This window comes from Psychrobacter phenylpyruvicus DSM 7000 = NBRC 102152, assembly GCF_000685805.1.
Lineage (GTDB): Bacteria > Pseudomonadota > Gammaproteobacteria > Pseudomonadales > Moraxellaceae > Psychrobacter > Psychrobacter phenylpyruvicus.
In genome coordinates, this window is the sequence record NZ_JMKP01000019.1 from 39,047 (window position 1) to 61,060 (window position 22,014).

18 protein-coding genes are annotated in these 22,014 nt (G+C 44.3%); 12 read left to right on the forward strand and 6 right to left on the reverse strand.

What is annotated here, in order from left to right; all coding sequences use genetic code 11:
• Window positions 1-51 precede the first annotated feature (51 nt).
• The 10 genes from clpP to mmsB all read left to right on the forward strand — a co-directional run bounded on the left by clpP (window position 52) and on the right by mmsB (window position 13,319).
• Complete coding sequence (clpP, locus tag G561_RS0108470) at window positions 52-678, forward strand: ATP-dependent Clp endopeptidase proteolytic subunit ClpP (RefSeq protein WP_028859161.1); 627 nt, start codon at window positions 52-54, stop codon at window positions 676-678.
• 173 nt (window positions 679-851) lie between these two features.
• Complete coding sequence (clpX, locus tag G561_RS0108475) at window positions 852-2,129, forward strand: ATP-dependent protease ATP-binding subunit ClpX (protein ID WP_028859162.1); 1,278 nt, start codon at window positions 852-854, stop codon at window positions 2,127-2,129.
• Between the two features lie 263 nt (window positions 2,130-2,392).
• Complete coding sequence (locus G561_RS0108480) at window positions 2,393-3,319, forward strand: SDR family NAD(P)-dependent oxidoreductase (RefSeq protein ID WP_051584469.1); 927 nt, start codon at window positions 2,393-2,395, stop codon at window positions 3,317-3,319.
• 239 nt (window positions 3,320-3,558) lie between these two features.
• Complete coding sequence (locus G561_RS0108485; protein ID WP_051584470.1) at window positions 3,559-4,695, forward strand: MFS transporter; 1,137 nt, start codon at window positions 3,559-3,561, stop codon at window positions 4,693-4,695.
• 261 nt (window positions 4,696-4,956) lie between these two features.
• Window positions 4,957-6,969, forward strand: coding sequence for a propionate--CoA ligase (locus G561_RS0108490; RefSeq protein ID WP_037032048.1), 2,013 nt, complete (start codon window positions 4,957-4,959; stop codon window positions 6,967-6,969).
• Window positions 6,970-7,179: 210 nt separating this feature from the next.
• Complete coding sequence (locus G561_RS0108495; protein WP_028859166.1) at window positions 7,180-8,667, forward strand: CoA-acylating methylmalonate-semialdehyde dehydrogenase; 1,488 nt, start codon at window positions 7,180-7,182, stop codon at window positions 8,665-8,667.
• Between the two features lie 255 nt (window positions 8,668-8,922).
• A complete protein-coding gene (locus G561_RS0108500) occupies window positions 8,923-10,089 on the forward strand; it encodes an acyl-CoA dehydrogenase family protein (protein ID WP_028859167.1) in 1,167 nt (388 codons plus the stop codon).
• Between the two features lie 120 nt (window positions 10,090-10,209).
• Window positions 10,210-10,992, forward strand: coding sequence for an enoyl-CoA hydratase (locus G561_RS0108505; RefSeq protein ID WP_028859168.1), 783 nt, complete (start codon window positions 10,210-10,212; stop codon window positions 10,990-10,992).
• A gap of 71 nt (window positions 10,993-11,063) precedes the next feature.
• The gene (locus tag G561_RS0108510) at window positions 11,064-12,308 is read left to right on the forward strand and encodes an enoyl-CoA hydratase/isomerase family protein (protein ID WP_028859169.1); all 1,245 of its coding nucleotides are present in this window, start codon (window positions 11,064-11,066) and stop codon (window positions 12,306-12,308) included.
• Between the two features lie 66 nt (window positions 12,309-12,374).
• Window positions 12,375-13,319 (forward strand): 3-hydroxyisobutyrate dehydrogenase, encoded by a 945-nt coding sequence (gene mmsB, locus G561_RS0108515; protein ID WP_028859170.1) that lies wholly within the window; start codon window positions 12,375-12,377, stop codon window positions 13,317-13,319.
• Window positions 13,320-13,456: 137 nt separating this feature from the next.
• Here the strand turns inward: mmsB and G561_RS0108520 are convergent, their stop codons facing one another.
• The 3 genes from G561_RS0108520 to argS all read right to left on the reverse strand — a co-directional run bounded on the left by G561_RS0108520 (window position 13,457) and on the right by argS (window position 17,032).
• Window positions 13,457-14,215, reverse strand: a complete 759-nt coding sequence (locus G561_RS0108520; protein ID WP_028859171.1) for an IclR family transcriptional regulator — start codon at window positions 14,213-14,215, stop codon at window positions 13,457-13,459.
• 34 nt (window positions 14,216-14,249) lie between these two features.
• Window positions 14,250-15,056, reverse strand: coding sequence for an SPOR domain-containing protein (locus G561_RS0108525; protein WP_028859172.1), 807 nt, complete (start codon window positions 15,054-15,056; stop codon window positions 14,250-14,252).
• A gap of 143 nt (window positions 15,057-15,199) precedes the next feature.
• Window positions 15,200-17,032, reverse strand: coding sequence for an arginine--tRNA ligase (argS, locus tag G561_RS0108530; protein ID WP_028859173.1), 1,833 nt, complete (start codon window positions 17,030-17,032; stop codon window positions 15,200-15,202).
• A 242-nt stretch (window positions 17,033-17,274) separates the two neighbouring features.
• Here argS and G561_RS0108535 point away from each other — a divergent pair, with 242 nt between their 5' ends.
• Window positions 17,275-17,505 carry a DUF2788 domain-containing protein gene (locus tag G561_RS0108535; protein WP_007394386.1) on the forward strand — a complete coding sequence of 77 codons (231 nt, stop codon included), beginning with the start codon at window positions 17,275-17,277 and terminating at the stop codon, window positions 17,503-17,505.
• 30 nt (window positions 17,506-17,535) lie between these two features.
• On the opposite strand, the gene G561_RS0108540 is transcribed toward G561_RS0108535, so the two are convergent.
• From G561_RS0108540 to G561_RS0108550, 3 genes are all read right to left on the reverse strand, one after another.
• Window positions 17,536-18,705: a DUF1176 domain-containing protein gene (locus G561_RS0108540; protein ID WP_028859174.1), complete on the reverse strand. Its 1,170-nt coding sequence runs from the start codon at window positions 18,703-18,705 to the stop codon at window positions 17,536-17,538.
• A gap of 132 nt (window positions 18,706-18,837) precedes the next feature.
• Window positions 18,838-19,899: a tRNA 5-methoxyuridine(34)/uridine 5-oxyacetic acid(34) synthase CmoB gene (gene cmoB / locus G561_RS0108545; RefSeq protein ID WP_028859175.1), complete on the reverse strand. Its 1,062-nt coding sequence runs from the start codon at window positions 19,897-19,899 to the stop codon at window positions 18,838-18,840.
• 185 nt (window positions 19,900-20,084) lie between these two features.
• Window positions 20,085-21,644 (reverse strand): WG repeat-containing protein, encoded by a 1,560-nt coding sequence (locus G561_RS0108550; protein WP_028859176.1) that lies wholly within the window; start codon window positions 21,642-21,644, stop codon window positions 20,085-20,087.
• An 89-nt stretch (window positions 21,645-21,733) separates the two neighbouring features.
• Here G561_RS0108550 and G561_RS0108555 point away from each other — a divergent pair.
• A partial coding sequence (locus G561_RS0108555) for a transposase (RefSeq protein WP_028859177.1) occupies window positions 21,734-22,014 on the forward strand: 281 nt, incomplete at its 3' end.

Sequence of the window (22,014 nt, forward strand, 5' to 3'; positions counted from 1 at the left end):
AACCCTCATTTTGAGCAGCTTGTGGCCGCTCATGATGCGGTATTAAGAAATATGCGTGATGCCACTGTAAGCACTCCTCAAGCAGCCTTGGTGCCTATGGTTGTGGAGCAATCAGCACGCGGCGAACGCTCATTTGATATTTACTCACGTCTACTACGTGAGCGTGTTATCTTTTTAACCGGTCAAGTTGAAGACAACATGGCCAACCTAATCGTGGCACAGATGTTGTTCTTAGAAGCTGAGAACCCTGATAAAGACATCCATTTATATATCAACTCACCAGGCGGTTCAGTAAGTGCTGGCTTAGCCATGTTTGATACCATGAACTTTATTAAACCTGACGTATCGACTATTTGTATGGGCGGCGCGTACAGCATGGGCTCATTCTTGCTGGCTGCAGGTGAAAAAGGCAAACGTTATGCCCTTGCCAACTCACGAGTAATGATTCACCAACCTTCAGGTGGCGCACAAGGTCAGGCTTCTGATATTGAGATTAATGCTCGCGAAATCTTAAAAATCCGTGACCGCTTAAACCGCATTTTAGCTGAGCGTACCGGTCAGCCATTAGAGAAAATCGAAAAAGACGTTGAGCGTGATTACTGGTTAGATGCCCACGAAGCCAAAGAATACGGCTTAGTCGATGAAGTATTAGAGCGTCGTCCTGAAGAAGAAAAATAATAACCCTACTGTTTAGGGACTAAAGCTTCACGCTATCGATTCACAAATTTATGGCTCTGTTACTGGGCTTATAACTGGATAAACTAAATACCCTAATTGGGTAAATACGGTATAGCCAGGTCAGCCCAATCTATACTTATAGCAGAGCATGCAATTATTAAGGAGCGCCAAGCATGGCAAAGGACAAAACACCACAGTGTTCATTTTGTGGTAAAAAGAAAGACGAAGTGGCAAAGCTCATTGCAGCTGATGACGCCAATATCTGTAATGAATGTGTGGCGCTATGCACAGACTTAATTGAAGAGGGTGACCTTGACGCTGTCGATTCAGAAGAGGGTGAGGTAAATACTTGGCTAACCAAAAAACTGCCAACCCCTAAAGAGATTCGAGAACATCTAGACAGCTATGTTATCGGTCAAGAGACTGCAAAAAAAGCCCTGTCAGTGGCCGTATATAACCATTATAAACGTCTAAAAGTAGCCGCCAAATTGGCCGAAGACAGAAAACAGGCCAAAATTGGTGCTGATGATGCCATGGTTGAGCTGTCAAAAAGTAATATCTTACTTATTGGCCCAACTGGTTCAGGTAAAACCTTACTGGCACAAACCTTAGCCCGTATGCTAGATGTACCTTTTGCGATGGCTGATGCCACTACTTTGACTGAAGCTGGCTATGTCGGCGAAGACGTAGAAAACATCGTTCAAAAGCTATTACAAGCGGCCGACTATGATGTAGAAAAAGCGGAACAGGGCATCATCTACGTGGATGAAATTGACAAAATCAGTAAAAAAGGCGAGAACATGTCTATCACCCGTGATGTATCGGGCGAAGGCGTACAACAAGCGCTACTTAAACTGATTGAGGGAACTGTGGCTGCCATTCCACCACATGGTGGGCGTAAACATCCTAATCAAGAGCTTATCCAAGTGGATACCAGCAATATCTTGATTATTGTGGGCGGGGCTTTCTCAGGTCTAGATAAAGTCATTCAGCAGCGTACTGAAAAGACAGGCATTGGCTTTAATGCTGAAGTTAAGTCAAAAGAAGATGGCAAGCAGCTGTCTGAGCTGTTTAAGCAAGTTGAGCCAGAGGATTTAATTAAATTTGGTTTGATTCCAGAATTAATTGGTCGTCTACCAGTTATTGCGACCTTAGAGGAACTAGATGAAGACGCTTTAATGCAGATTTTAACTGAGCCAAAAAACGCCATTGTGAAGCAGTATCAGTACTTATTTGAGATGGAAGATGCAGAGCTAACCTTTACTGAGGAAGGCTTGAAGGCTATTGCGCACAAAGCTATGGAGCGTAAAACTGGTGCTCGTGGTCTGCGCTCAATCGTAGAGAATGCGCTGCTTGATACCATGTATGAGCTGCCATCTATGAGTGATGCTAAAACAGTAGTAGTAGATGAAAGCGTCATTAATGAGGGCGCTGCACCTAAGATTGCATAAGTTTAGCGGTCCTAGTTAATTAGCCATCATATAATTAGCCATCATAGTTAAAAAGAACGCTTACCCTGACCGGTAAGCGTTTTTTTTATTGTCAGCGCCGAACAACTGACCTATGATAAAAGACCAACTTAATCCTTTCTCTTTTATTCTCTCATTCATGGATGAACAGCAGTATGTCAATTCGCCTGACCCTACCTCAACTCCCAGTGATAAACCAGCTTGCCCAGCCGCTGATACAACGCCTATCGCCTATTACCCCTTTTATGGCACCCAATATTGATAAGCAGCTGCTCACTAAATTCTATAATGGTCATGTTGCAGCCGTTACCGGCGCTGGATCAGGTATTGGTCGTGCACTGGCCTTAAACTTGGCCGAAGCTGGCTGTCACCTTGCTTTATCTGATATCAATGCCAAAAATTTGGCAGAGACCGAACAGCTGCTACAACAGTATAGCGTGACCGTTACTACTAAAGTACTTGATGTCTCTGATAAACAGGCGGTTTTTAAATGGGCCGATGAGGTTATACAGCACCATGGTCAAGTGAACTTTATTTTCAATAATGCTGGAGTGGCGCTGTCATCGACGGTTGAAGGCGAAAGTATTGAAGAGATTGAATGGGTTATGGGCATTAACTTCTGGGGCATGGTCTATGGCACCAAGGCCTTTTTGCCACTGATTAAGCAAAGTGTGCAACAAAGCAACAAAGCTCAAAATGGCCATATTATCAATATCTCAAGTTTATTTGGACTGATTGCTCAGCCCGCACAATCCGCCTATAACGCCAGTAAATTTGCCATTCGTGGCTTTAATGAAAGCCTGCGTCAAGAGCTGGATATAGAGCGCAGCGGCGTGTCCATTACTTCGGTGCATCCTGGTGGCATCAAAACCAATATTGCCAACAATGCTCGCGGTAACGAAAGCATTAGCACTTTAGGTATGGCAACCGGAGCTAAAGGCCTAAGAAACTTTAACAAACTGCTTAAATTTGATCCCGATATGGCGGCGAAAATTATCTTGATGGCCGCAGCCAACAATCAAGCGCGCTGCCTAATTGGCGATGATGCTAAAATAATTGATCTGATACAGCGGGTCTTCCCTTCTAATTATGGTCAAGTGATGCATAAAGCCACGCGAAGGCTAGCCAAATCAAAGAAAAAAGCCGCTGCTAAAAAGACTTCTGTTAAATAGTCCACTCTTAATGCAAAAAATACGCAAAAACAATAGTTTGCTTTATTAGAGAGTTATACAATTAACGAAGAATTTAAGCTCTTCTATCCTAAAGTGGGGCATGTCGATAGCTCGAGGTGCCCTACTGCAACGTAGACTGGTCATTTATGCAAAACACTACCCCCTCATCCCAGCCCCAACCCTCTCCAACTACTAATAATACAGCCACTGCGCCTAGCTTTGTGCTCAAAGCCACGGCTATGCTGATTGGTATGTTTGCTTTTTTACAAGTCTATTCTATTCAATCTGTTTTGCCGGTATTAATGCAAGATTTTAGTGCCAGTGAGGTGCAAGTAGGTATGGCGGTTGGGGCCACTGTCATGGCGATTGCCTTGATGTCACCTTTTTTGGGTATGCTGTCTGATGCCATTGGCCGCAAATCCATTATTGTTGGTTCCCTGCTATTTTTAGCAGTACCAACGGCTTTAATTGCGGGCAGTAATGACATACATACCCTGACGCTTTGGCGCTTCTTACAAGGGTTGTCGGTACCAGGCATTACGGTGGTGACCATCGCTTATTTGGGCGAGGAATTTAAAGGCGGTGCCATAGCAGAGCTGATGGCGTATTACGTATCTGGCTCAGTACTTGGGGGATTTTTAGGCCGCTTTACCTTAGGACATCTGCACGAGTGGATAGGTTGGCGTTCAGGATTTTACGTTATGGCAGCCGTAACATTAGCAGGCGCTCTTTGGGTAGCTAGGACCTTACCCGCTTCAAAAAACTTTGTCCCCAGTCCTAAATTCCGGACTGCATTAGGCACTCTATCGCGTCATCTCACCAATCGTTACGTAATATCTGCAACCCTGCTTGGTTTTTGTGTACTGTTCTCACTGGTGGGCTGCTTTACCTTTATCAATCTACACCTAGCCCAAGCCCCTTATCAATTAACTACCGGTCAATTGGCAAATATCTTTGCGGTTTATCTTATCGGAGTGGTTATCACCCCACTGGCCACAAAACTAATACAGCGCTTTGGCTCGGCACGGACCATCATTGTTGCAGTGCTTATGTCTATGTTAGGGGTCTTGATTACCTTAGCCTCGCCGCTCTGGTTAATCATTGCCGGCTTATCCATCATGTCATCAGGGGTGTTTATTACTCAGTCGGCAACCATAGGCTATATCGCTACCAATGTCAGTGAAGGCCGCTCATTGGCTTCGGGACTATATTATATGGGTTACTACGCAGGTGGCACTGCAGGAGCTTGGGCTTGTGGACTGGCTTATGCCTATGGCGAATGGTCAACCACGGTTATATTGTTAATAGCGGTTCAAATATTGGCCTTATGTATTGCAGCTTTTGGTATGATAAAAACACCGATGCAAAGAGCCTAAACCTCTCTGCGAAGGCGGCGTTAATTATTTCCTAATAGGGGGCAATAATTAGGTTGACCAATAGCGACTAACTTTGTTAGATTAAAACCCTGATAAAACGATATGTTTTGTATCGTTAATAAAAAACCGATTGTACTGAGTTTATAATCAGGGTTTTGTTTTATTAACCCCTTTATATCATCCTAGCAAGGACTGCTAGTTTAATGAACGATTGGGCGAAGCTTTGGTCCAATTCTCCTTTTTTTAGCTAAGGACAGCATCATGAATCAATCCAATAGCAATTATACCGCTACCTCCACCGAATCATTTTCAGACCTGTATAACTTGTCCCTTAATAGCCCTAGTGATTTTTGGGCAAAGCAAGCTGAGCGTATCTATTGGCACAAACAGCCCGAGCAAATATTAGATGACAGCAAACTGCCTTTTGCCAAGTGGTTTGTGGGCGGTGAGACCAACCTATGTTATAACTGTGTCGATCGCCATCTGCAAGATCGTGCAGAGCAAGATGCTTTCGTCTGGGTGTCATCTGAGATTAACCAAGAGCTTCTTGATAATCATCCTGGTGTGGCAGAAGCCTTTAAAGCACTCGACAACCATGTTGAGTTTTATACCGATTACGCCAAGCGCCGTCTAACTTACAACCGCCTATATAAAGAAGTGAATTATTTCGCTGACGTCCTGCAGCGCTTAGGTGTTGGCAAGGGTGACCGCGTTGTGATCTACATGCCGATGATTTTAGAAGCCGCTTACGCCATGCTGGCCTGTGTCCGCATTGGTGCTATTCACTCTGTGGTGTTTGGCGGCTTTGCAGCCCATAACTTGGCGGTGCGTATAGATGACTCTGAAGCCAAGATGGTCATTACTGTTGATGCCGGCTTGCGTGGTGGCAAGATTATTAATTATAAAAACCTAGTCAATCAAGGGGTCGAGCAAGCCCAGCATAAACCTGAAAAAGTATTGGTCGTTGACCGCGGTATTTTACCTTTTGAGCCTCAGCCCATTGATATTGACTTTGCCACCGAGCGACGCATCAGCTGCGACAATCGTGCCGTGGTTGAGCCTGTTTGGCTAGAGTCCAATGAACCGTCATATTTGCTATATACCTCAGGCACTACCGGCACACCAAAAGGCGTACAACGTGATACGGGCGGTTATGCTGTGGCGCTGACCACCACCATGGACTATATCTATGATGGCAATCCAGGGGAGACCTTTTGGGCCATCTCTGATATCGGCTGGGCTGTTGGTCATTCTTACACCATCTATGCGCCACTGCTTGCCGGCTTGACCAGTGTCATGTACGAAGGCCTGCCCCACAATCCTAACCCCGGTATTTGGTGGCGTATTGTTGAGGCCAATAAGGTTAATATTTTGTTCACCGCTCCAACTGGGGTGCGTATGCTGAAGAAGCAGGATGAAACTTGGCTAACCCGTTATGACACTAGCAGCGTCAAATCTTTCTTCTTAGCCGGTGAGCCTCTTGATGAACCTACAGGTGAATGGTTATCGGAACACTTGGGCGTGCCAATTATCGACCACTATTGGCAAACTGAGACCGGCTGGCCCATCTTAAGCCATGCGCCTAAGTTCAATCACAAGCCGCATAAAGCAGGTACTCCCGGCTATCCAATGTATGGCTATAACGCCAAAGTATTACATGAAGAGACGGGGGAGCCTTGCCAGCCCGGTGAAAAGGGTCTGCTTGCCATTGCAGCACCGCTACCTCCTGGCTGCTTGACCACGGTATGGCGCAATGATGAGCGTTTTATCAAAAGTTATTACAACTTATTTAATGGTAAGCAGTACTCAAGCTCCGACTATGCGGTGATTGATGAGGAGGGCTACTATCATATCTTGGGTCGTACCGATGATGTCATTAACGTTGCCGGTCATCGTTTGGGTACCCAGGAGATTGAGGCTGCCATTAGTGAGCACCCTGAAGTGGCTGAGGTTGGCGTAGTCGGCATCAAGGATGAGCTAAAAGGCGAGTTGCCAATCGCTTTTTGTATCTTGCGTGATCCCTCTATTATTGATGATACCGAAGGCCGTTTCCGTGTAGAGCAACAAATCATGGGCGTGGTTGCTAGATCTCTGGGCGCACTGGCCAGACCTGCGGCTATTTATTTCCCTAAAGCACTGCCCAAAACCCGCTCAGGCAAGATTCTACGCCGAGCCATTCGAGCCTTAGCAGAGGGCAAAGACACTGGCGATATGTCTACGCTTGAAGACCCAACTGCTATCGATGCGGTTAAGGCCGCTTTAGACAGTTATTAAGCTGACAAGCGTAGCATCGCTATTAATAGCAATGCTCTTGGTAAATACGCAATATTTAACAACTTTTTCTTGACCAATGGCCAATTGCATTGCTATAGTAACAAACAACTATAATGATACGTTATTTATCATTATTAAAGGGATTTAACCAATAGGCAAAATAAAAGCTAATTGTTATGCCTCATTAAATTAAGAAGATAAGGATATCTCATGCATCACGTAAAACAGCTCATTAATGGCGAATTCGTTGACTCAAAAACCGACCAATGGATTGACTTAACTGATCCTGCTACTCAACAAGTTATCGCCAAAGTTCCTCAAACCACCGATGACGAAATCAACGAGGCTGTGGCCGCCGCCAAAGAAGCTTTCAAAACTTGGCGCAAAACTCCTATCAACACTCGTGCCCGTATCTTTTTAACCTATCAAGCCCTTATCCGTGAGCACATGGATGAGCTTGCTGAGCTATTAACCTCAGAGCAAGGCAAGACTATTGCCGATGCCCGTGGTGATGTATTCCGCGGCCTAGAAGTGGTAGAGCACGCGGCTGGTATTGCCAATCTACAAATGGGCGATTTCGTTGAAAACGTTGCTAATGGCGTCGATACTTATAGCATCTGGCAGCCATTAGGGGTTTGTGCCGGTATCACTCCTTTCAACTTCCCTGCCATGATTCCTTTATGGATGTTCCCTATGGCAATTGCCACTGGCAACACCTTTATTTTAAAACCTTCAGAGCAAGACCCGATGGTTACCCTACGTTTGGTAGAGCTGGCCTTAGAAGCGGGTGTGCCTAAAGGCGTATTGAACGTAGTGCATGGTGGCAAACCAACGGTAGATGCCATCTGTGATCATCCTGATATTAAAGCGGTTTCGTTTGTGGGTTCAACCAATGTCGGCCATCATGTCTATGACCGTGCGAGCAAAGCTGGCAAACGTGTACAGTGTATGATGGGCGCGAAGAACCATGCGGTAATCCTACCGGATGCCAATAAAGAACAGTGCTTAAACCAACTGGCCGGTGCTGCATTTGGCGCAGCAGGTCAGCGCTGTATGGCATTATCGGTAGTGGTACTGGTTGGCGAAGCAGGTAACTGGGTAGATGAAATCAAAGCCAAAGCAGAAAGCCTAGTGGTCGCAGCAGGTAAAGATGATAAGGACTTGGGTCCTCTAATCAGTCCGCAAGCCAAAGAGCGTGTCGAGCGTCTGATTCAATCTGGCGTAGATGAAGGGGCTACCTTACTGTTAGATGGACGCGGTATTACCGTTGAAGGTTATGAAAACGGTAACTTCGTGGGACCAACGATTTTTGATAATGTGACCACGGATATGCAGATTTATAGCCAAGAAATTTTTGGTCCTGTGCTGTGCATCATGCGTGCAGACTCACTTGATGAAGCCATTGAGATCATCAACGCCAACCCGAATGGCAACGGTACCGCTATCTTTACTCAGTCAGGTGCTGCGGCTCATAAATTCCAGCAAGATATCGATGTGGGTCAAGTGGGTATTAACTTACCAATTCCTGTGCCTCTACCTATGTTCTCCTTCTCAGGCTCACGTGCCAGTAAGCTGGGCGACCTAGGTCCTTATGGTAAGCAGGCAGTACAGTTCTATACCCAGACCAAGACTGTGACTGCACGCTGGTTTGATGATGAAGCCAGTAAAGGCAAGGTTAATACCACGATTTCAATGTAAATATCGATATTTTGTACTTGTACTAGCTTTGTTCTTTATCACAGCGTAGGTTATAACCCTAGAGTGGCCAAGCTAGTACAGCGCTATATGGGCGGTGTTAAAGCCTTTTAATACGTACTGTTTCATAGCAGCTTTTAATATAAGTTACTTAATATAAGACATTTAATATTAATAGCAAAAGTACCAATCAAAGCTCAATTTTTGGTACTGTAACAAGACTAATATTTTAATACTCTTAGTAAAATAGGATGCATCATGGACTTTGCATTAACAGACGATCAGTTAGCATATCAGCAAACCGCCCGCCAATTTGCCCAAAAGGAATTGAAACCTAACGCCGCTCAGTGGGATAGAGACAGCCACTTCCCGATTGATGTGATTAAAAAAACAGGCGAACTAGGATTTTTAGGATTGTATACCAACCCAGATTATGATGGTCTTGGCTTACCTCGCTTAGATTCTGCCATTGTTTTTGAAGAGTTGGCTCGGGGTGATACTGCGGTTGCTGCCTATATCAGTATTCATAACATGGTCACTTGGATGATTGGCGAATATGCCAAAGACGAAGTCCGTGCCAATATAGTACCTAGACTGGTCAGTGGCGAGCTGCTTTCAAGTTACTGTCTTACCGAGCCAAACGCTGGCTCTGATGCAGGCTCGCTAACTACCAAAGCGGTCAAACAAGACGGCGAAGACTACTATTTATTAAATGGTGAGAAAACCTTTATTTCAGGAGCCGGCTCCACCGATATCTTAGTGGTTATGGCCCGCACCGGTAATGCTGGTCCTAAAGGTGTATCGGCCTTTGTGGTCGATGCGCATAGTGAAGGCATCAGCTACGGCAAAAACGAGCACAAAATGGGCTGGAAAGCTCAGCCTACCCGCACCATCCATTTCAAAGACGTGAAAGTGCCTGCCAGAAATCTACTGGGTAATGAGGGCGAAGGTTTTAAATTTGCCATGAAGGGCCTTGATGGTGGCCGTATCAATATCGGTATTTGCGCCGTAGGCACCGCTCAAGCTGCGTTAGAAACGGCGCTAAATTATGTGCAAGAGCGCAAGCAGTTTGGTAGTGCTATCGCTGAATTACAATCAGTGCAATTCAAACTGGCCGATATGCTGACCCAAACCATTGCTGCCCGTCAGATGTTGTATTTAGCAGCTAATAAAGTCGATAAAAAACACAGTGATGCTACCACCTACTGCGCCATGGCCAAACGCCTAGCCACTGATTTGAGCTTCGCCGTTGCCAATGAAGCGCTGCAACTACATGGTGGCTATGGTTATCTCAATGAATATCCGCTTGAACGTCATGTAAGAGATCTGCGGGTGCACCAAATTTTAGAAGGCACCAACGAAATTATGCGTGTCATTGTGTCACGTAGCATGATGCGTGACGGGGCGTTAGACAGTTTACGTTAAACTTAGCTATACCTTTTAGAGCCACCAGCGGCTTATGTAAAGTAGCTTATATAAAGCAACTTACCCAGCACTGCTAACAACACGGACGGCTCAAAACACGGAATGATAGAAGGCAAACCTATGACAAACTATACCAATTTAGATCTGAATATCGATGGCCACGTTGCAACATTAACCCTTAATAACCCGCCAGCCCATACTTGGACCGCTGACAGTCTGGCTGCGCTTAAACAGCTGGTTACAGACCTAAATGACAACGACTCGGTCTATGCGCTAGTTATCCATGGTGACGGCGAGAAGTTCTTCTCAGCCGGTGCGGATTTAAACACCTTTGCCGATGGCGATAAAGGCAATGCCATTTCAATGGCTATTGCTTTTGGTGAAGCCTTCGAAGCGCTATCCAATTACCGCGGTGTCAGCATTGCTGCTATCAATGGCTACGCCATGGGCGGAGGCCTAGAGTGTGCTTTGGCTTGTGACATTCGTATCGCTGAGTCGCATGCGGTAATGGCCTTGCCTGAAGCGGGTGTTGGTTTATTGCCCTGCGCTGGGGGTACTCAAAACCTGCCGTGGCTGGTCGGTGAAGGTTGGGCGAAGCGTATGATTTTGTGTGGTGAGCGTGTTGATGCTGACACCGCCCTACGTATCGGCTTGGTCGAAGAGGTGGTCGAAAAAGGTCAAGGGTTAGTCATCGCTACCGAATTGGCACAAAAGGTCGCTAAGCAGTCGCCTGTTGCCGTGACCTTATCAAAGCAACTGGTGCAATCGGCTCGATATACCCCACCTGCTTATAATTTAATCAATGAGCGTGAAGCTTTTGTCAAACTGTTTGATACCAGCGATCAAACCGAAGGGGTCAATGCGTTTTTGGAGAAGCGTAAACCCACTTGGCAAAATAAATAACTTGTGATTTTGGTTTGTACCAATTTTATAAATAGCCCTCTTCGCTCATGATTGATAACAAGGTGACCGATATGACCAATAGCACCACCCCAAATACCGCTTCCACTGAGCCCTGTGTTCTATTTGCCACTCATAACACCGACTCAGGTCATGTGATTGGTGAGATGACCCTTAACTCTCCTAAGTCGCTCAATGCTTTGAGTGTTGATATGTGCCAGCTGATGAGCGAGCAGCTTACGCAGTGGCAAAATGATGACAAAGTTGTGGCGATTCTACTGCGCGGATCCGGTGACAAAGCTTTTTGTGCCGGCGGTGACATCCGTAAGCTGTATGACAGCATGCTCGATAATCCACCGCTGCCCAATCCTTATGCCACAGAGTTTTTTGGTAGCGAATACGCTTTGTATCGCCAAATGCACTTTTATAATAAGCCCATTATTTTGTGGGGTAATGGCATTATCATGGGTGGTGGTATGGGCTTAATGGCCGCTTGTAGTCACCGTATCGTGACCGAGACCACCAAGTTTGCGATGCCTGAGATTAGCATTGGTTTATTCCCCGATGCCTCTGGCAGTTGGTTCTTACAGCGTATGCCGGCAAAAACTGGCTTATTTTTGGGATTAACTGGTGCTTTGTGTAATGGTAACGATGCTCAGTTTGCCAGTCTTGCCGAGTATGCCCTACCCAGTGACAGCTATTCACAAGTCATACAAGCCTTGAGCAAAGTGGACTGGGCTACAGGCTCAAACACGCATGGCGTAACCAGTAATGCCAGTCATCTGACTAGCCACTGCCTCGCCACGCTATCGCAAGACACACCGATCGATATAGCACCGAGCAAACTGGCTGAGCATTGGCAAACCATCAAAGAGCTGATGGTCAGCGGTGGCCTAAAAGAGATTGATGCTCTACTTCAAGATGATGAAGCAATAGCCAAACTTGATCCAAAGTTTGCTGCAGACAAATGGGCACAGCGTGCCCTAGCCACCTATCGTGCCGGTTGTCCCGTAACCGCTGCTCTGACCTATGAGCTGTACCACCGAGTTAAAGATTATTCGCTTGAACAGATTCTGTATTTAGAAGCCAATGTGGCAGTGCATTGTGCCAATAATCCAGACTTCAAAGAAGGGGTTAGAGCGCTACTGATTGATAAAGATAAAAATCCAAACTGGTCACGCACATTAGAGGCCTGTTTGGATGACGAGGGCAGTCGTTATATAGCCAGCCATTTTGACAATCCTTACCCTGCTGGTGAGCACATCTTTGCAGACTGGTTGGGGTTAGACTCATTTGCTGCTCAATCTCTAACCAGCTAACGGTCGCTTATCTTATATAACAAATACAAAACAACTTATCCCTTATACTCATCAAGGAGTGATGATATGACAGAGAAAACTAATAATAATACCCATATAGCCTTTATCGGTCTTGGTAATATGGGCGGACCCATGGCCAAAAACTTGCTAAAACAAGGTTACAACGTCACTGTCTTTGACCTATCAGAGCAAGCACAGCAGCAGCTGGCTGATGCCGGTGCAAAAACCTCGAGCTCTCCACAAGAAGCGACAAAAGGGGCTCAGGTAGTCATTACCATGCTCCCTGCCAGTAAACATGTCAAAACGGTTTATTTAGGAGACGCTGAAGCCAATGAGCTAACGCCGCAAGGACTATTGTCAGATTTACCCAGTTGCACTCTTGTTATTGATAGCTCTACCATTGATGCAGCAGAAGCTAGAAAAGTGGCTAAAATTGCCACAGCTAAGGGCATTGACATCGTTGATGCCCCAGTTTCTGGCGGTACGGCTGGCGCAGAAGCAGGTACTCTTACCTTTATCGTAGGCGGTGAAGACAGTGCTTTTAAACGAGCCGAGCCTATCCTAAAAGCCATGGGTAAAAACATATTTCATGCCGGCAGCAGTGGCGCCGGACAGGTTGCTAAGATTTGCAACAATATGCTGTTGGGTATCTTGATGAGTGGCACCGCAGAAGCCATTAACCTTGGGGTTAAAAACGGCTTAGATGCGGGGGTTCTATCAGAGATTATGCTACAAAGCTCAGGCCGCAACTGGACATTGGAAGTTTACAACCCCTACCCTGGTATTTTAGAAAAAGTACCTTCAAGCCGTGGCTACACCGGGGGCTTTATGAGTCAACACATGCACAAAGACTTGCATTTAGCTTTACAAGCCGCTGAAGATATCGGCGTTGAAGTGCCTATGGGCGCTCAAGCCACTGCTTTGTATGATGAGCATGTCAAACAGTATAATGACAAAGACTTCTCGAGTATCATGGCTCATTTCGATAGTAGTGTCCTTAATCAATCCTAGTTGGCTGACACAGCATAAATAGTAACTATACAAATAAAAGAGCCCTATAAACAATAGTAGCCCTATAAACAAAAAGCCCAAGTCAATAACTTGGGCTTTTTGCTATTCATTTTATTTCAATTTCAGTTAAAGCGGCTTTAGCTTTGCAGCTCATAAACCAAAGTCTGAATGTCTAAGGCCGCCTCACGCAAGCGGGGGACCGACTGCATCATATCCTCAAGCGATACCCGTACCGTGGGAGCATGCATATATAAAGAAGCTAAGTAGCGGTCTTTTTTATCCAAAATAGGCACCGAGACGGCGACCATCTCTGATATAAACTCTTCATTATCGATACCCACCCCTGTTTCAGCAATGGCATCTAATGCTTTATTAAGCTCATCAATATCAGTGATGGTATTCTTAGTGAACTTATCTAAGCTTAAGTTTTGTAGCATTTTACTACGACGCTCAGGCGAAAGTTGACTCAGATATAGCTTACCCGTAGCAGTACACCACATCGGTGATTTGGCGCCCACTGGCAAATAAATCTGTAATGGCAAATCGGTCTTAGCACGATTGGTATAAATCATGTGCATATTGTGAGGTACGCTAATGCCACAAGTCTCTTTTACATCGCGTACCAGACGCTGCAAAATAACATGACGCTCACTATAAAACTGGCGCTGCTGCCACAGCTCGACACTCATATTACGTACTCGGCGTCCAGCGACAATGCCACCAGTAATATCTACCATAACAAACCCCTCTTCTATCAGCTGCTGTAACAAGCGATGAATCGTTGGTTTGGGGATATCAAGTTGCTGCGACAGCTCTAGCGGTGTGATCGGCTTGGCTGAATAAGAGACTGCTTCAATAATTTGCAGTACTCGAGTAATAGAAGAAACTTTTGCCATAGTTAACCCACCTTTAGATTAAGGGCTATATATTTTAACGGCGTTGTTCAACAACCAAAGAATCAATACCGTTATTTTGCAATCTTTGCTGGGCAGCCATCACCTTTTGACGATTGGTCATAGTGGGTGAAACCACTTGATAAACCACCTGACCATTAGCCATCTTGCTCTTTACTACATGAGCATCCACCCCGGCCATTAGCACTTGCGCCCGACGCTTATCTGCTTCTTCTGCACTGCTAAAGCTATTAATCTGTAAGATATAGCTTTTTGCTGGCGCAGATTTGGCAGCGGCTTGTGACGCACTATTGCTCTTGTTAACTCGAGTAGCAGCCCCTTGATTGCCCTCGGTTGGATCATCATAGGTGCCTTCTTCCTCAACAATGACAATATCCTGCTCACCGCTAGGCGCCTGCTGATTAGGAGCTGGACTAATGGTTCTTTCTTCTGAGATACCGAAGTTATCAGAACCGCGATCGCTGCTGTCTCGTGCCTCCGTATTTGGCTGAGTCAACACCACATCTGGCTGCAAATCACCAGCACTGCCAGCAGGCTCGTCTTCTATAAATATCGCCTCATCCGGCAAGCTAATCATTTCTTGATCGGGCAGCAAATCATAGAATTCAAAGTCATTAGTTTCAGACATAGGCTGATTGATCGGCTCAACCGTACGCTCCTCGACCTTAGACTCTGAGCCAATATCAAATGGATTCCATAGATACAGTACCAATATACAACCTACGGTAAGCACTGCGCCAACGAACATCCATAGTAAGCTTGCAGCCCCACCACTTTGACGTCTTTCTACAGTACCTTTACCTTTGGGTCTTTTTGCTAACATTAATTTTCTCCATTTATAATTCAGTCAGGCCATGTTTTTAGAATGGTTTATAGACCTATAAGTTAATCATAGCAAATAAAATCTACAACTAACTTATAGGGTGCTTAGCATAGAAAACAAATAGCCCAAGCTAAACAACGGACTTACATGCTGGTAGGGGCTGATAATCCTAATAAGCTCAAGCCATTGGCCAATACTTGACGCACAGCTTTAGACAGGCGTAAGCGAGCTTGCATTAAATCTAGCTCTTCTTGGCTTGGGGTTTCATCGGCAATAATACTGACCGGCAGAATACGATTGTCGTTATACCAAGCATGGAATAAAGAGGCCAAATCTTTTAGGTAATTGGTCAATACGTGAGGGTCATAACCGGTAGCTGCGCGCTTTAAAGTCGCAGGATAAGCCGCCAACAATTTAATTAGCTCACTTTCCGCTTCTGCGTTTAGTAGACTTTGCATGGCTTTACCTTGTGCATCATCCACATCAAAACCTTTGGCAGCTATCTTTTCAAGCACACTGCATACACGCGCATGAGCGTACTGAATATAATAAACGGCGTTGTCTTTACTTTGTGATTTGGCAAGCTCAAGATCGAAGTCAATGTGAACTTCTGGCTTACGAGCCACATAATAAAAACGAGCCGCATCATTACCCACCTCTTCACGCAGCTCACGTAAAGTCACAAACTTACCTGAACGAGAAGACATTTGGATTTTTTCTTCGCCGCGCCATAACGCTACGAACTGTACTAAAATCACTTCCAAACGCTTTTCATCGATACCTAAAGCCGTTAACGCTGCACGAACACGGGCAATATAGCCGTGGTGGTCAGCGCCCCAAACGTTAATTACGGTATCAAAGCCACGCTCGAATTTATTTTTGTGATAAGCAATATCAGAGGCAAAATAAGTGGTTAAACCATTGGCACGACGGACCACACGGTCTTTTTCATCGCCAAAATCAGTTGAGCGGAACCAAGTATTGCCATCTTTTTCGTATAGATGACCTTTGCTTTCAAGCTCTGCCAATACCGGCTCAATCTCATCAGCAATAGATCTTTCACTAAACCACTGTTCAAAACGAACCCCAAAGTCATTTAAATCATCTTTGATATCGTCAAGAATTTCATTAAGGGCAGCGTTTAAAAATACCTCATATCCTTCATCACCAAGCGCCTTTTTACTGTTGGCAATAAGCACATCAATGTGGGCATTTTTGTCGCCAGAGACCACTTGTTGTTCTCCAGCCTCATTCACCTCAGACACTTCATCTTCAGGCGCATTATCACTAATCACGCTATACGGATGGAGGTATTTGTCACCACTTTCGGCTTTAATTTTTTTGGCAATATCGGTGACATAATCACCTTGATAACCGCCGACAGGAAACTTGATTTCTTCACCGCAAACCTGCAAATAACGCAAATAAGTACTGGTCGCTAAGATATCCATCTGACGACCGGCATCGTTGACATAGTATTCACGAGTCACTTGATAACCGACGGCTTCTAGCAAGTTAGCCACACTCATCCCAAAGGCAGCACCGCGACCATGACCTACATGTAAGCTTGAAGTTGGGTTGGCAGAAACGAACTCCACTTGAATTTTTTTATCTGAAAACTCATCGGTCAAACCGTAACGCTCATTTTTATCAAAAATAGCGTCTAATACCGCAAATTTCGCGTCGCTATTTAAAAAGATATTAATAAAGCCAGGGCCTGCTACCTCTAATTTAGCGATGCTGTCATTTTCAGGCAAAGCGGCAGTCAGCTGTTCTGCCAAAGCACGGGGGTTAGACTTTGCAGCTTTAGCAGCAGTTAAAGCAATGTTACTGGCATAATCGCCATGCTCAGGGTTTTTACTGCGCGTGATTTGGCTGTTGTTTTGCCAGTCATTCGGCAATATACCTTGATCAATCAGTACCTTGGCTGCGCTATCTAATAACGCAAAGATTTCATCAATTTGAGCTTGCGACATAATTTATTAAACTCTGAAGTTAAGTGAATATTAGATGTAAACGATTTTACAGCAATACAGACCGATAATGTATTGCTAATATATTTGGAGCAACCCTTTAATATATCAAGGTTTGCTTGTTTTTTCCATAAACTTTGATGTTTGTTATTTTGTTAGAGTTATACAGCGTTGATAGCATTTTACAAGCCCACTCCTCTATAATGGGCACTGTATTTTAAACTCTTTTATAACTGGATAAATTTATGATTGCTACTGTATTTGCTATTGCTGCTGAAACTGTTACCAATTGGGGCCTATACGTTTTACTGCCTATCTTTATCGCTTTTTTGTTCTTTATTATGTGGGACATCTCCAAGAAATCTGACGCTGGTCGTGCAGGAACTTTCTGGATTTTCCTAGCGTTAGGGGCAGGTTTTGTTGGTTTCTTATTAAAACTTCTACTAGAAGTTGTGTTTGAAAGATGGGTTCTTTAACCCTAACGATGTCTATTTAAGCGTCGATGGCTAATGGACACTCGACGCTTTAGGGTCGATTACCTGATTACTATAAACGTCACTAACGTAAGTAGGTAATTGCCACGCACCACCAGCAAAGCCGCGACACATGCCCGTGGTTGCCTCTTTTGAAATCACAAAAGCTTTCCCATTCCATACCCACTGTTTTTGTCCCCAGCAGTCACCTAACCCGCGACCCTTTTGAGTCGACCAAATCTCACCCTTAGCATAATCTGAACCAGAAGTGGTGATAAGCTGAGGCTTACTGGGTTTAGCGTCGTCTATCAGCCAATACCCATATCCCATATTATAAGCGCCACTCCAGCACAAATGGCTGGCCAACGTATGGTTACTATCTACTCGAGTGAAGGTCCAGCCGAGACGGTTTGAGTCATACCGTTTAAAGGATCGATATTGTTCCGACTTAGGGTTTACCAGTTCACACTCTCCCATTTCATCTTGGGTACCCATTAGGCTTTTAGAGTCTACCTTTACCCACTTTTCAATATTAGACTGAAAGTAGTTAAGCTTTGCCGGCGCAAGCGCTGTTTGTTTTTTACCAGAAAAAGCAAACGCTTTATGAATAATAGGTTTTGTTACCGCTGATTTAGGGACTTGTTTATTACGATGACTCTGACTGACCAACGCCAACGAGTTACCTACTCGACCTTGTACGTCATCTAATTTGAGTAATACCGCACTCATGCCCTTGTCGCTGACTTGCCAGCGTGTACTACCCACATTAGAGACAGCCACTATCTCAATTTTAGTATTTTGACTCGCCTGCTTAAGCAGCGCTTGAGTCTGCTTTTGGTTTAACTGATAAACATCGCCATCTGAACTGACGCTTAATTGACCATAAAACTTATCATTCAGCCACAGCTCAATATCCTGCTTATCGGCCGACTTTAATGGGGGTAAAAATTGTACTTCCGCCTTAGGTGTCATCTGCTTGGGTACGGCAGTGATTAAAATTGTGGCTGGCCTGTCAAAGTTATCCTCACTTGAATAGCCTGCTGCTCGGCAGGTCAACGTATTATCACAGACCAATTGCCAATCGTCTTTATTGTAACCCCAATCCTCAAACGGTTTGCCATACCCTTCTGCCGCTAGCACAGGCGTGGTCATTATCGCTGACAGCCCAAGTAAGGCGGTGCTTATGAAATGCAATTTATTCATGGGAAACTGTCCTGTTCTGTCGTCTAGACAAGATATTTCGACGAGCGTTAATTTAACTTATATTTTGACTGTATCATGGCATAGGGATTTTCAATAAGAAATTTAAATGAATTGCTAAATTAATGCTAATAACTACTTAGTGGCTATCAATGTAGCTCGCATTGGTGCTGGATAGCCTTCGATGGTCTTGGCCGGGTCATTAGGATCTAAGAAATCTTTGAGCGATTGATACGTCATCCACTCTGTCGCACGCTGCTCCTCAATTGAAGTAATATCAACATCGACGCATTTGACCTCACTAAAGCCAACCTTCTCCAACCAGCCGGTTAAGGCCGCCACCGACGGTAGAAAATAAACATTATTCATCTTGGCGTATCTATCATGAGGGACCAGTACCGTGTTTTTATCGCCTTCGACCACTAAGGTTTCTAATACCAACTGCCCACCTTTAATCAGCTGGTTTCTGAGCTGATGCAAATGCTCAAAAGGAGACTGACGATGATACAGCACCCCCATACAGAATACGGTGTCAAACAGTTGATTGCCTTGGTCAGTACTGTAAGGTAATTCTTCTAACCCCACTGGAATATAGTGGGTGCGGTAGCCTACACCTGTTTTGTCGTCATCGGTATCGGCATCGAAGCCACTCACAAAATGGCGAATTGACATAAATTGGTGATAGAACAAACAAGAGGGGTCAATAACTATAACTTGTTTCGCCCCTGCCCCTGCCATACGCCAGCCGTGGTAACCTGAGCCACCGCCAACATCGAGCACATAACGGCCTTCTAGCGTACCCAAATGTGGGGCAACCCGATTCCATTTCCAATCGCTGTGCCATTCGGTATCGATAAAAACTTTATTGTCGCCAGTTCCAATCTGAAACGGACCCTTACGCCATGGCATCAACTGCTTCATCAAAGCGGTTATCTGTTTGTTTTGACCGTCAGTTAGCTCAGCATCAATGGTTAATATGTCACTATTTAGATCGACATTTTTTATATCCAGCTGAGGCAGATTTTCTACTGAGGATAAATAGGCAGGAGCATGAGCATTACGACGCTTGTCTTTAATATCACTTAGCCACTGCGGTAGCTTCGCTAACCACTCATTAGCAATCGGACGATATTGCGCGCGTTGGATCAGTGCTAAATACAGTTCACGTTCTGCGGTTTCGATGGTTTTATTGGTCATAGAGGGTTCGGTTCGTTTTGTATTTGAATGTGGGGTGGTTATTTATAAGATGCTTATATTTTAAGGCTTATTATAAAGGGTGTGGTGATACGCGTGAACTTAGAAAGTTTTTGAGTAATGACTTGATGAATCTTTTGCTCGAGTGAGAATGGGATTGATCTCATGCTTTTTCCCTACAAATAGCGTTAGTCTGAAGAGCAACAATCCTCTTCAATCGGACTGCCATGCTCATCGAATAAATAGTCTACGCCATTTTTGGTTGCTTTAATTTGGGAGGAGCTTTCAATAACCGCATCATCATACTCAAAAGGCACAATGATATCATTATCTTTATCTATTACTCCCCAACAGCCATTTTTACGCACTGCTGTCATATCACTATAAAATCGATACTTATACTCAATACTGGTACGCCAATCTTCAACATCGATATTTGGGTCATCATATTCAAAGGGAATAACTATCTCACCTGTTTTATCAATAAAGCCGAACTTATTATTTCTCTTTACCGCTGCTAAATCTTCTTCAAACTCGATGGCTTTTTGATATTCAAAAGGAACTACTGTTTCAAAATCATGATTAATATAACCCCATTTACCCTCTCTTTTTACTGCAAGTAACTCATTGAAAATCGATGCAAAAACAATATTATCAAAGTTTTTAGTCGTCGCTAACTTGCCATCATTATTTACAAAAGAAAAGCCATTAGAGTTTTCTACATAAAAAAGATTCGGATTTATTCTTCTTATCTTCTGATATTTAAAGGGGATAATCGTATTATTATCAGTATCAATTAACCCGTAAGTAGCAGATTGTACCTCTTCATCTTGGCTGTGTTCCTGAGTTAGATTTTCAGGATTATAAGACACAATAGCACGTCCATTTTTGAAGAAGTCAGCACCATCATACAAAAAAGGTATCACTACTTGTCCCGAGGCATCGATATAGCCGTATCTACCATTGTGCTTAACCCAAGCCTTAGACTCATTAAAGACACCAACATTATCCGCCCAATACGGTAACAACAACTCACCCTTAGTGTTTATAAAATTACAGCGTTTATCCTGACATGCTCTTGCCCATCCTGCTGAAAACCCAAGGATGTCATCATAGATGAGAGGTACAACAACTTCATCAGAAAATGATATTAAACCATATTTAATATCATCATCGTCTTTAATGCTAACTGCTAACACGTCACTATCAAGACCTGAAAAACCCGTCATATCATAAACAATTTCATAGTATTTAGGCGCAATAACAACCTGACCTTTTTGGTTCACTAAGCCTTTTTTAACGTTGTCACCGTCTGGCTCTGCTATCTGAATTTCTGCATAACCATCATGGATTAATCCAATATGATCATAAATAATAGGCAATACCACTTTACCTGTGGTGCTGATGATACCTTCTTTATTACCTTTATAAACTCTTAAAAATCCATCTGAAAAATACCGAATTGCTCTATATTCCGGTGCAGCCACCTCCTCACCTTTGGCATTAATCAAACCATAGTAATTATTATCTAATTCATCTTTTATGCCAAAAACAGAAACCCCCTGATGTAGGCAAGTCACCATAGTATACTTTGTGTCTGTCATATCTATATCAGGCTTTTCGCAGTCTTCTGCAGCTTCGATAAAGGAGTCATCATTAGCAGTAGTTTCATTAGCACTCACTGAGAAAGGCAGGGTGATGACAGCAAACAGTAATACTGTTTTTAGGAGGTTAAGGGCTGCACTCATGGATTGTCCTGTATCAGCTGATAGATTAATTTCCTGACTTGAACCGCCCCGGGATTGTCGGAGACTCAATTTTCTGAGAGAATACGACAATGAAAACACGAAACTATACCCCTGAAATGAAAGAGCGAGCCGTCCGTATGCTAATTGAAGCTAAAGACGACTACCCATCCACCTGGTCAGCCATCAAAGCTATAGCACCAAAGATAGGTTGCACACCTGAGACCCTACGATCATGGCATAAAAAGCACGTAGATAAAACCATTCCTGCAAACATTCAAGCTCAAAGCCAAGCGGAGCGTATCAAAGAGCTTGAACGTGAGAACAGAGAGTTAAAGCAAGCCAATGAGATTATAAAGAAAGCAGCCGCTTT

Coding starts and splice junctions, on each gene's coding strand:
- G561_RS0108485 (WP_051584470.1), top strand. CDS start 3,559: ATGCTGATTGGTATGTTTGCTTTTTTACAAGTCTATTCTATTCAATCT.
- G561_RS0108495 (WP_028859166.1), top strand. CDS start 7,180: ATGCATCACGTAAAACAGCTCATTAATGGCGAATTCGTTGACTCAAAA.
- G561_RS0108505 (WP_028859168.1), top strand. CDS start 10,210: ATGACAAACTATACCAATTTAGATCTGAATATCGATGGCCACGTTGCA.
- cmoB (WP_028859175.1), bottom strand. CDS start 19,899: ATGACCAATAAAACCATCGAAACCGCAGAACGTGAACTGTATTTAGCA.
- G561_RS0108490 (WP_037032048.1), top strand. CDS start 4,957: ATGAATCAATCCAATAGCAATTATACCGCTACCTCCACCGAATCATTT.
- G561_RS0108520 (WP_028859171.1), bottom strand. CDS start 14,215: ATGGCAAAAGTTTCTTCTATTACTCGAGTACTGCAAATTATTGAAGCA.
- G561_RS0108550 (WP_028859176.1), bottom strand. CDS start 21,644: ATGAGTGCAGCCCTTAACCTCCTAAAAACAGTATTACTGTTTGCTGTC.
- clpP (WP_028859161.1), top strand. CDS start 52: ATGCGTGATGCCACTGTAAGCACTCCTCAAGCAGCCTTGGTGCCTATG.
- clpX (WP_028859162.1), top strand. CDS start 852: ATGGCAAAGGACAAAACACCACAGTGTTCATTTTGTGGTAAAAAGAAA.
- G561_RS0108500 (WP_028859167.1), top strand. CDS start 8,923: ATGGACTTTGCATTAACAGACGATCAGTTAGCATATCAGCAAACCGCC.
- G561_RS0108480 (WP_051584469.1), top strand. CDS start 2,393: ATGGCACCCAATATTGATAAGCAGCTGCTCACTAAATTCTATAATGGT.
- G561_RS0108525 (WP_028859172.1), bottom strand. CDS start 15,056: ATGTTAGCAAAAAGACCCAAAGGTAAAGGTACTGTAGAAAGACGTCAA.
- mmsB (WP_028859170.1), top strand. CDS start 12,375: ATGACAGAGAAAACTAATAATAATACCCATATAGCCTTTATCGGTCTT.
- G561_RS0108535 (WP_007394386.1), top strand. CDS start 17,275: ATGATTGCTACTGTATTTGCTATTGCTGCTGAAACTGTTACCAATTGG.
- G561_RS0108540 (WP_028859174.1), bottom strand. CDS start 18,705: ATGAATAAATTGCATTTCATAAGCACCGCCTTACTTGGGCTGTCAGCG.
- G561_RS0108510 (WP_028859169.1), top strand. CDS start 11,064: ATGACCAATAGCACCACCCCAAATACCGCTTCCACTGAGCCCTGTGTT.
- argS (WP_028859173.1), bottom strand. CDS start 17,032: ATGTCGCAAGCTCAAATTGATGAAATCTTTGCGTTATTAGATAGCGCA.